Below are 9,054 nucleotides of genomic sequence, written 5' to 3'. Positions count from 1 at the left end.
CAGATGTGGAAGCCCGGTAACGGGTGGAGCTGACTGGTACTAATAGGCCGAGGGCTTGTCCTCAGTTGCTCGCGTCCACTGTGTTAGTTCTGAAGTAACGACCGTGAGTATGCCCGGTTGGTTAACTTCATAGTGTTTCGGTGGTCATAGCGTTAGGGAAACGCCCGGTTACATTCCGAACCCGGAAGCTAAGCCTTTCAGCGCCGATGGTACTGCAGGGGGGACCCTGTGGGAGAGTAGGACGCCGCCGAACAATCATTGTGGGAAAGCCCCGCACCTTCTGGTGCGGGGCTTTTCTGCGTTCTGGGCACAGGTGTTCTCCTGTAGGGTCAGAGGATCGTTCGCACGTTTCAACAGTGGAGGCCCCCGGGTGGAGGTCCAGGAGACTCGGGTCCAGACGGACCGAATCCTCACCATCCCGAACATCCTGAGCATGGCTCGCCTCGTCGGCGTACCCCTGTTCCTCTGGCTCATCCTGCGGCCGGTGTTCGGAGGGCCCAACAGCGACGGCTGGGCGCTGCTCGTGCTCATGCTCAGCGGGGTCAGCGACTATCTCGACGGAAAGCTGGCGCGCCGCTGGAACCAGATCAGCAGCCTCGGCCGGCTGCTGGATCCGGCCGCCGACCGCCTGTACATCGTTTCCACGCTCATCGGCCTGACCTGGCGGGAGATCCTGCCGTGGTGGTTGACGGCCGCCCTGTTCGCCCGGGAGCTGATGCTCCTGGTGATGGTGGGAATCCTGCGCCGGCACGGCTATCCGCCGCCGCAGGTCAACTTCCTCGGCAAGGCCGCGACCTTCAATCTGATGTATGCCTTCCCCTTGCTCCTTCTGAGTGATCAAGACGGCTGGCTGGGTTGGCTCGCGTCTGTTTTCGGATGGGCGTTCGCCGGATGGGGTACAACCCTCTACTGGTGGGCAGGAATCTTGTACGTGGTTCAGGTCCGTCGTCTCGTGAAGGCGGACACCGCGGCCGATTGAGCCCGCCGCAATGTCGCGGGGGAGTGGCGGGGGGTCCGTGTCCGGGCGGGTGACATCGGCTGGACCGTCGTCTCTTCAAGGAGGATCCTTCCGACATGAAGGCCGTCGTGATGGCCGGAGGCGAAGGCACCCGTCTTCGCCCCATGACTTCGAGCATGCCCAAGCCGCTCCTGCCGGTCGCCAACCGGCCCATCATGGAGCACGTGCTGAGGCTGCTCAAGCGGCATGGGCTGAGTGAGACCGTCGTTACCGTCCAGTTCCTGGCCTCACTGGTCAAGAACTACTTCGGTGACGGCGAAGAGCTCGGCATGGAGCTCACCTATGCCAATGAGGAAAAGCCACTCGGGACCGCCGGCAGCGTGAAGAACGCGGAGGAGGCCCTGAAAGACGACGCGTTCCTCGTCATCTCCGGCGACGCGCTCACCGACTTCGACCTCACCGACCTCATCGCCTTCCACAAGGCGAAGGGCGCCCTCGTCACGGTCTGCCTCACCCGGGTTCCCAACCCCCTCGAATTCGGCATCACCATCGTCGACGAAGAGGGCAAGGTCGAGCGCTTCCTGGAGAAGCCGACCTGGGGCCAGGTGTTCTCGGACACCGTGAACACCGGCATCTACGTCATGGAGCCCGAGGTCTTCGACTACGTGGACCCCGACGTCCCCGTGGACTGGTCCGGAGACGTGTTCCCGCAGCTCATGAAGGAGGGGCGGCCCATCTACGGGTACGTCGCCGAGGGCTACTGGGAGGACGTGGGCACCCACGAGAGCTACGTCAAGGCGCAGGCCGACGTGCTCGAGGGCAAGGTCCAGGTCGAGATGGACGGCTTCGAGATCTCCCCGGGCGTCTGGATCGCCGAGGGCGCCGAGGTGCACCCCGACGCCGTGCTGCGCGGGCCGCTGTACGTGGGCGACTACGCCAAGGTCGAAGCCGGGGTGGAGATCCGCGAGCACACGGTCATCGGCTCCAACGTCGTCGTCAAGAGCGGGGCCTTCCTGCACAAGGCCGTCGTCCACGACAACGTCTACATCGGGCCGCACAGCAACCTGCGCGGCTGCGTCATCGGCAAGAACACCGACATCATGCGGGCCGCCCGGATCGAGGACGGCGCCGTGATCGGGGACGAGTGCCTGGTCGGTGAGGAATCGATCGTGCAGGGCAACGTGCGCGTCTATCCGTTCAAGACCATCGAGGCCGGCGCTTTCGTCAACACCTCGGTGATCTGGGAGTCGCGCGGTCAGGCGCACCTGTTCGGCGCGCGCGGGGTCTCCGGCATCATCAACGTGGAGATCACCCCGGAACTCGCGGTCCGGCTGGCCGGAGCGTACGCCACCACCCTGAAGAAGGGTGCCACCGTCACCACGGCGCGTGACCACTCCCGCGGGGCCCGTGCACTCAAACGGGCGGTGATCTCCGCGCTCCAGGCCAGCGCCATCGACGTCCGCGACCTGGAGAACGTACCGCTGCCGGTGGCGCGGCAGCAGACGGCGCGGGGCAGCGCCGGCGGGATCATGCTCCGCACCTCGCCCGGCGTACCCGACTCCGTGGACATCATGTTCTTCGACGCGCGCGGGGCCGACCTCTCGCAGGCCGACCAGCGCAAGCTCGACCGGGTCTACGCCCGGCAGGAGTACCGGCGGGCCTTCCCGGGCGAGATCGGCGACCTGCAGTTCCCGTCCAGCGTCTTCGACTCGTACACCGGCTCGCTGCTGCGGCGGGTGAACACCACCGGCATCGCGGACTCCGGGCTGAAGGTGGTGGTGGACGCCTCCAACGGCAGCGCCGGACTGGTCCTGCCCAGCCTGCTCGGGCGGCTCGGGGTGGACGCGCTCACCATCAACCCCGGACTCGACGAGTCCCGGCCGACCGAGACGGCGGAGTCCCGGCGGGCCGGGCTGGTCCGCCTCGGGGAGATCGTCGCCTCGGCGCGAGCCGCGTTCGGAGTGCGCTTCGACCCCGTCGGCGAGCGCATCAGCCTCGTCGACGAGCGCGGCCGGATCATCGAGGACGACCGTGCGCTCCTGGTCCTGCTGGACCTCGTGGCGGCCGAGCGGCGCAGCGGCAAGGTCGCACTGCCCGTGACCACGACCCGGATCGCCGAGCAGGTGGCCGCGTACCACGGCACCCAGGTGGAGTGGACGACCACCTCGCCCGACGACCTGACCCGCGTCGGCCGGGCCGACAGCACCATCTTCGGCGGTGACGGCCGGGGCGGGTTCATCGTCCCCGAGTTCAGCAGCGTCTTCGACGGGGCGGCGGCCTTCGTACGGCTCATCGGCCTGGTCGCGCGGACCCAGCTCACCCTGAGCCAGATCGACGCCCGGATACCGCGAGCCCATGTGCTCAAGCGCGATCTCGCGACCCCGTGGGCCGTCAAGGGCCTGGTGATGCGGCGGGTGGTCGAGGCGGCCGGAGCACGCCACGTGGACACCACGGACGGGGTGCGGGTGGTGGAGGCCGACGGCCGCTGGGCACTGGTGCTGCCCGACCCGGCCGAAGCCGTCACCCACCTGTGGGCCGAAGGGCCCGACGGAGCCTCTGCGCAGGCGCTGCTCGACGAGTGGTCCACGGTCGTGGACGGCGCCGGACGGTGAGCCGGCCCCGGGGCCCCGCCGGAGGAATCCGGCGGGGCCCCGGGCGCATTCGTTGTCAGCCCATCCGACATGCGACGATGTGCCGCATGTCGCAGCCGTCACCCCATCGGCCTCCGGCCCCTCCGCCGGCGCGCCCGGACGCCTCCATGTCGCTGCTGACGCATGTGATGGACCACAGTCTCGACGAGGGATACGCCGAGGCCTCGGCCCGCCGCGCGGCAGAGGGGGCCACCGGTCTGCCCCGCACGCTCAAGGCCAAGCTCGCCCTGGCCGGGGGGCTGGTGCTCGCCGCGATGGTCGTGACGCTGGGCGCCGCGCAGGCGCGGATAACAGCTCCCGTGCTGGCCAAGGAGCGCCAGGAGCTGATCAACCGGGTGGAGCGGGCCGGATCCGCGGCCGACACCCTGGAGAAGGACATCGAGCGGCTGCGCACCGACGTGGCCGACCGCCAGCGCGAGGCCCTCAAGCAGGTCGGCGGGGACCAGGGCGAGCTGGTCGCCCTGCTGTCCGGGGCCACCGAGGTGCGGGGCCCCGGGATCCGGCTCGTCGTCGACGACGCCAAGGAGGCCGAGGCAGGAAGCGGCGGACCGCGCGAGAACTCCGGCTTCTCCGACACCGGCCGGGTCCGCGACCGGGACATGCAGCGCATCGTCAACGGCCTGTGGCAGTCGGGGGCGGAGGCCGTCGCGATCAACGGCCAGCGCCTGACCTCGCTGTCGGCGATCAGGGCCGCCGGTGACGCCATACTGGTCGACAACAAGCCGTTGGTACCGCCGTACGAGGTGCTGGCGGTGGGGGCGAAGAACCGGCTCGGGACCGAGTTCCAGGACAGCGCGGACGGCCAGTACCTGCACGTGCTGCAGGAGAACTACGGGATCCGCTACAGCATCTCCGCCGAGGACGACCTGCGGCTGCCCGCCGCGTCGAGCCTCATCGTCCGCACAGCAGAACCGAAGAAGGGTGCATCGTGATCGCGGTACTGGGCCTGGTGGTCGGAGTGGTGGTCGGACTACTGGTGCGGCCCGAGGTGCCGGCCGTGGTCGAGCCCTACCTGCCGATCGCCGTCGTGGCGGCTCTCGACGCGGTCTTCGGAGGCCTGCGCGCGATGCTCGACGGGATCTTCGTGGACAAGGTCTTCGTGGTGTCGTTCCTGTCGAACGTCGTCGTGGCCGCGCTCATCGTCTTCCTCGGCGACAAGCTCGGCGTCGGGGCCCAGTTGTCCACCGGTGTGGTGGTCGTGCTCGGCATCCGCATCTTCTCCAACGCCGCGGCCATCCGCCGGCACGTGTTCCGGGCGTGAGGCCGATGAGCGAAGAGAACGCCCCGAACACGCCGAACACCTCGGACACCCCGGGACCGGAAGGTCCCGCGGAGGCTTCGGGCCCCGGCCGCCCGGAGCCCGGCCCGCGGCGCCCGGCCCCGCCGCCGCCCGCCGCGGAGCAGCCCGCGCAGGCGCCCCCGGCCGAGGCCGCGGAGCCGCCCGCCATGACCGGCCGGCAGCGGCTGGCTGCGGGCCTGTGGCCGCCGCGGGTGACGCGCGCCCAACTGATCGTGGCCCTGCTGCTGTTCGTCCTGGGCCTGGGCCTGGCCATCCAGGTGCGCTCCAACAGCGACAGCAGCGCCCTGCGGGGTGCCCGCCAGGAGGACCTGGTGCGGATCCTCGACGAGCTCGACGGCCGCACCAAGCGGCTGGAGGACGAGAAGCAGCGCCTGGAGGACCAGCGCACGGAGCTGGAGACCAGCTCCGACCAGGCCGAGGAGGCCCGCAAGCAGACCGTCGAGAAGGAGCGCCAACTCGGCATCCTGGCGGGTACGGTGGCGGCCGAGGGCCCGGGGATCACCCTCCGGGTCTCCGACCCCAAGCACCTCGTCGAGTCCGACATGCTCCTCGACGCGATCCAGGAACTGCGGGCCGCGGGCGCCGAGGCCATCCAGGTCAACGGGGTCCGCGTGGTCGCCGGCACGTACTTCTCCGACGAGGACGGGGGCGTGGGCGTGGACGGTAAGAAGATCACACAGCCGTACGAGTTCAAGGTGATCGGCCGGCCCCAGGACCTCGAACCGGCCTTGAACATCCCGGGCGGTGTCATCCAGACCCTGGAGAAGGAGCAGGCCACCGCGGAGGTCGTACGCTCGACGAAGATCGTCGTCGACGCCTTGCGGGCGGCGAAGCAGCCTGACTACGCTCGGTCGTCATCGTCATGACACGGAGCACTGGCGGGAGGCCCTCACGCGCGCGGCTGCTTGCGGGGGGTCGGCGCACCGAACGAGCGGTGCGTGGTGGAAACTGTCTGGTGGTTACGGACGTTGTGAGAATGTCCGGGTCGGCAGGTGTGTGCATTCAGGGTTCGTCCTGCCCCACGGGCGGGTCTGTTTCGGTCAAGGGGAATCGCCCGTGAAGTTGTTTGAGAAGTTGTTCGGCAAGAAGGCCCGCGAGGACAGCGCGGCCAAGCACCGTGCCTCGCGGCACGCAGAGGAAGAAGCGCAGGGCGGCCGCCCGCTGTTCCGCGACGAGGTGGCGGGGGCGGGTGACAATTCGGGCGTCCAGGGCGCGTCGTCTGTTGACCCTGCCGCATCCGGCCGCATAGGTTTCGGTGAACCATCAACCTCAGGTGCGGGTGGAGGGTTCGCCCCCGACCCGTATGCGACCAATGCCTCCGCGGGGCAGCCGCGGCGCGAGGAGCCGTCCATGTCGGCCGTGCAGGTGTGCAGCAGGTGCGGGCACCACAATGGTGCCGACAGCCGCTTCTGCTCCCACTGCGGGGCGCCGCTGCGGCCGGGTCTGACGCCGGAGCGCGCCTCGGAGACCACCTCGACCATCTCGATCTCCGGGCTGGAGGCCTACGAGGCCGAGGTGACCGGGCAGCACGCCGCGCCGTCGCTCTCTCCCGAGGCTCAGGCCGCCGTGGAGGCCCTGCCGCCGGGTTCGGCCCTCCTGGTCGTGCGCCGCGGTCCGAACTCGGGCAGCCGCTTCCTCCTGGACGGCGAGCTGACGACGGCGGGCCGGCACCCGCAGAGCGACATCTTCCTGGACGACGTCACCGTCTCGCGGCGGCACGTCGAGTTCCGCAGGAGCCAGGACGGCGGGTTCACCGTCTCCGACGTCGGCAGCCTCAACGGCACCTACGTGAACCGCGAGCCGATCGACTCGGTCGCGCTCAACAACGGTGACGAGGTGCAGATCGGCAAGTACCGGCTGGTCTTCTACGCGAGCCAGCGAGGCATCTGACCCTCCCCCGGACCGGGTCCGGGGCACCCCCTGGGAAGGTCCATGCTGCTGACACCGACGGGCGGTGCCGGAAACGGCGCCGCCGGCTCGGCCGGGCGGCTGATGAGCATCGGGACGGTGCTCAACCAGCTGCGTGGCGAGTTTCCCGAAGTCACCATCTCCAAGATCCGGTTCCTGGAGGCGGAGGGGCTCGTCGAGCCCCAGCGCACGCCTTCCGGCTACCGCAAGTTCAGCGCGCAGGACGTCGAGCGGCTCGCCCGCATCCTGCGCCTCCAGCGCGATCACTACCTCCCGCTGAAGGTCATCCGCGAGCACCTCGACGCGCTCGCCCGGGGGGAGCAGGCCCGGATCCCCGCTCCCTCCCCGCAGGGGGACTCCCTGCCGGCCGTGGCCGCTCCCGAGGAGGCCGAGCGGCCCACCGTGGCGAAGGTCGGCCGGACCGAGCTGCTCGCGGCCGCCGAGGTGGACGAAGAGCAACTGGCCGAGTGGGAGTCGTACGGGCTGATCGCCGAGACCCCGGGCGGCGGCTACGACGCGGAGGCCGTCACCGTGGCCCGGCTGGTGGCCGATCTGGGCCGCTACGGGCTGGAGCCGCGGCACCTGCGGGCCATGAAGGCCGCCGCCGACCGCGAGGCCGGTCTGGTGGAGCAGGTCGTGGCCCCGCTGCGCCGCCACCGCAACCCGCAGACCAGGGCGCACGCCGAGGCCACTCTCAGGGAGCTCGCGGGGCTCTCCGTACGCCTCCACGAGGCCCTGGTGCGGACCGCCCTCGGGGTGCGGATCCGCTGACGGCGGAGGACCCGGGAGGACCCGCGGGGGACCCCGACTACCCAAACCGGCCGGGCAGGTCCTAGGGTTGCTGTGTGAACGAGCTCGACGTTGTGGGTGTCCGGGTGGAAATGCCCTCCAACCAACCGATCGTGCTCCTGCGCGAAGTGGGAGGCGATCGGTACCTCCCCATCTGGATCGGTCCTGGTGAGGCGACCGCGATCGCCTTCGCCCAGCAGGGGATGGCCCCTGCCAGGCCGCTGACCCATGACCTCTTCAAGGACGTGCTGGAGGCGGTGGGCGAGGAGCTCACCGAGGTGCGCATCACGGACCTGCGGGAGGGCGTCTTCTACGCGGAGCTCGTCTTCGCCAGCGGCGTGGAGGTCAGTGCGCGGCCCTCCGACGCCATAGCGCTGGCCCTGCGCACCGGTACGCCGATCTACGGCAGCGACGGAGTCCTCGACGACGCCGGCATCGCGATCCCCGACGAGCAGGAGGACGAGGTGGAGAAGTTCCGCGAGTTCCTCGACCAGATTTCGCCCGAGGACTTCGGCACCAGCAACCAGTGACCCGGCTGCGGGGGCCGGCGAGTCCCGGCCGCGCCCGCGCCGTTCCTCAAGGAATGCTCAAGTCATTCGAGTAGCCTTTCCCCGCGGAGGGGTACGGGAAACCACTCTCAGGGTGATTATCACTCGGCGTGCCGAGTGTGGCGATCGTTGACGCACCCCTGGTGACTGCCTACCGTCGAGATGGCAGGTCAAGGACGGAGGGTCGGCGTGAGAATCAGCGGCGACGGTACGACCGGGGGCATCCCCGCACGCAGTCCGGGGGAGAGCGGTCCGTATCCGCTGCACGGCACGACGGTCGGCGCTGCGCGCCGCCAGCCGGAGACCGTGCCGACCCCTTCGGGTGCTCCGCACGTGGTCAACGCCGATCCGGCAGCCGAGGGCATCGGGTACCGGGGGCCGACCGCCTGCGCCGCCGCCGGCATCACCTACCGGCAGCTGGACTACTGGGCGCGCACCGGGCTCGTCGAGCCGAGCGTCCGCCCGGCGTACGGCTCGGGCACCCAGCGCCTCTACAGCTTCCACGACGTGGTCGTCCTGAAGATCGTCAAGCGCTTCCTGGACACCGGCGTGGCCCTCCAGAACATCCGCACCGCGGTCCAGCACCTGCGCGACCGCGGGTTCGCCGATCTGGAGCGCATGACCCTGATGAGCGACGGTGCCACGGTGTACGAGTGCACCTCGCCCGACGAGGTCGTGGGCCTGCTCCAGGGCGGCCAGGGGGTCTTCGGCATCGCGGTCGGGGTGGTCCGGCGCGACGTGGAGAACGCCCTCTCGCAGCTGCACGGGGAGCGGATCGACACCGGCGAGACCCTGATCGGGCACAACCCAGCGGACGAGCTCGCCAGGCGGCGCAACCGCGCCGGTTGAGCGCCGGCCGTCCCACCGGGGCATTGTCAGTGGCGTAGGGCAGCATCGGAG

The 9,054-nt window shown here is 69.8% G+C and carries 9 protein-coding genes and 1 rRNA gene; all 10 read left to right on the top strand.

Features of this window, described 5'->3' with window-relative positions; translation table 11 throughout:
* The first annotated feature begins 136 nt into the window (after positions 1-136).
* The 10 genes from rrf (at position 137) to ACZ407_RS02650 (ending at position 9,003) form a co-directional block, all read left to right on the top strand.
* A 5S ribosomal RNA gene (gene rrf, locus ACZ407_RS02695) occupies positions 137-253 on the top strand.
* Between the two features lie 117 nt (positions 254-370).
* A complete protein-coding gene (locus ACZ407_RS02690) occupies positions 371-979 on the top strand; it encodes a CDP-alcohol phosphatidyltransferase family protein (RefSeq protein ID WP_468124891.1) in 609 nt (202 codons plus the stop codon).
* Positions 980-1,074: 95 nt separating this feature from the next.
* A complete protein-coding gene (locus ACZ407_RS02685; RefSeq protein ID WP_468124890.1) occupies positions 1,075-3,570 on the top strand; it encodes a sugar phosphate nucleotidyltransferase in 2,496 nt (831 codons plus the stop codon).
* 77 nt (positions 3,571-3,647) lie between these two features.
* Positions 3,648-4,541: a DUF881 domain-containing protein gene (locus tag ACZ407_RS02680; protein ID WP_468124888.1), complete on the top strand. Its 894-nt coding sequence runs from the start codon at positions 3,648-3,650 to the stop codon at positions 4,539-4,541.
* Positions 4,538-4,870 (top strand): small basic family protein, encoded by a 333-nt coding sequence (locus ACZ407_RS02675; RefSeq protein ID WP_003970459.1) that lies wholly within the window; start codon positions 4,538-4,540, stop codon positions 4,868-4,870. The genes ACZ407_RS02680 and ACZ407_RS02675 overlap by 4 nt, the downstream gene beginning before the upstream one ends.
* A 5-nt stretch (positions 4,871-4,875) precedes the next feature.
* Positions 4,876-5,775, top strand: a complete 900-nt coding sequence (locus ACZ407_RS02670; RefSeq protein ID WP_468124886.1) for a DUF881 domain-containing protein — start codon at positions 4,876-4,878, stop codon at positions 5,773-5,775.
* Positions 5,776-5,857: 82 nt separating this feature from the next.
* On the top strand, positions 5,858-6,799 hold the full coding sequence (locus tag ACZ407_RS02665; protein ID WP_468124920.1) for an FHA domain-containing protein: 942 nt from the start codon (positions 5,858-5,860) through the stop codon (positions 6,797-6,799).
* Positions 6,800-6,841: 42 nt separating this feature from the next.
* A complete protein-coding gene (ftsR, locus tag ACZ407_RS02660; RefSeq protein WP_468124885.1) occupies positions 6,842-7,588 on the top strand; it encodes a transcriptional regulator FtsR in 747 nt (248 codons plus the stop codon).
* A 74-nt stretch (positions 7,589-7,662) separates the two neighbouring features.
* Entirely contained in the window at positions 7,663-8,136 is a 474-nt protein-coding gene (locus ACZ407_RS02655; RefSeq protein WP_468124884.1) for a bifunctional nuclease family protein, read from the top strand.
* Between the two features lie 207 nt (positions 8,137-8,343).
* On the top strand, positions 8,344-9,003 hold the full coding sequence (locus tag ACZ407_RS02650) for a MerR family transcriptional regulator (RefSeq protein WP_468124883.1): 660 nt from the start codon (positions 8,344-8,346) through the stop codon (positions 9,001-9,003).
* Positions 9,004-9,054 lie beyond the last annotated feature (51 nt).

This window comes from Streptomyces sp. NPDC030809, from assembly GCF_055572195.1.
The sequence above is the reverse complement of the archived record's forward strand: the minus strand, read 5'-3'. Positions and strand labels throughout refer to the sequence as shown.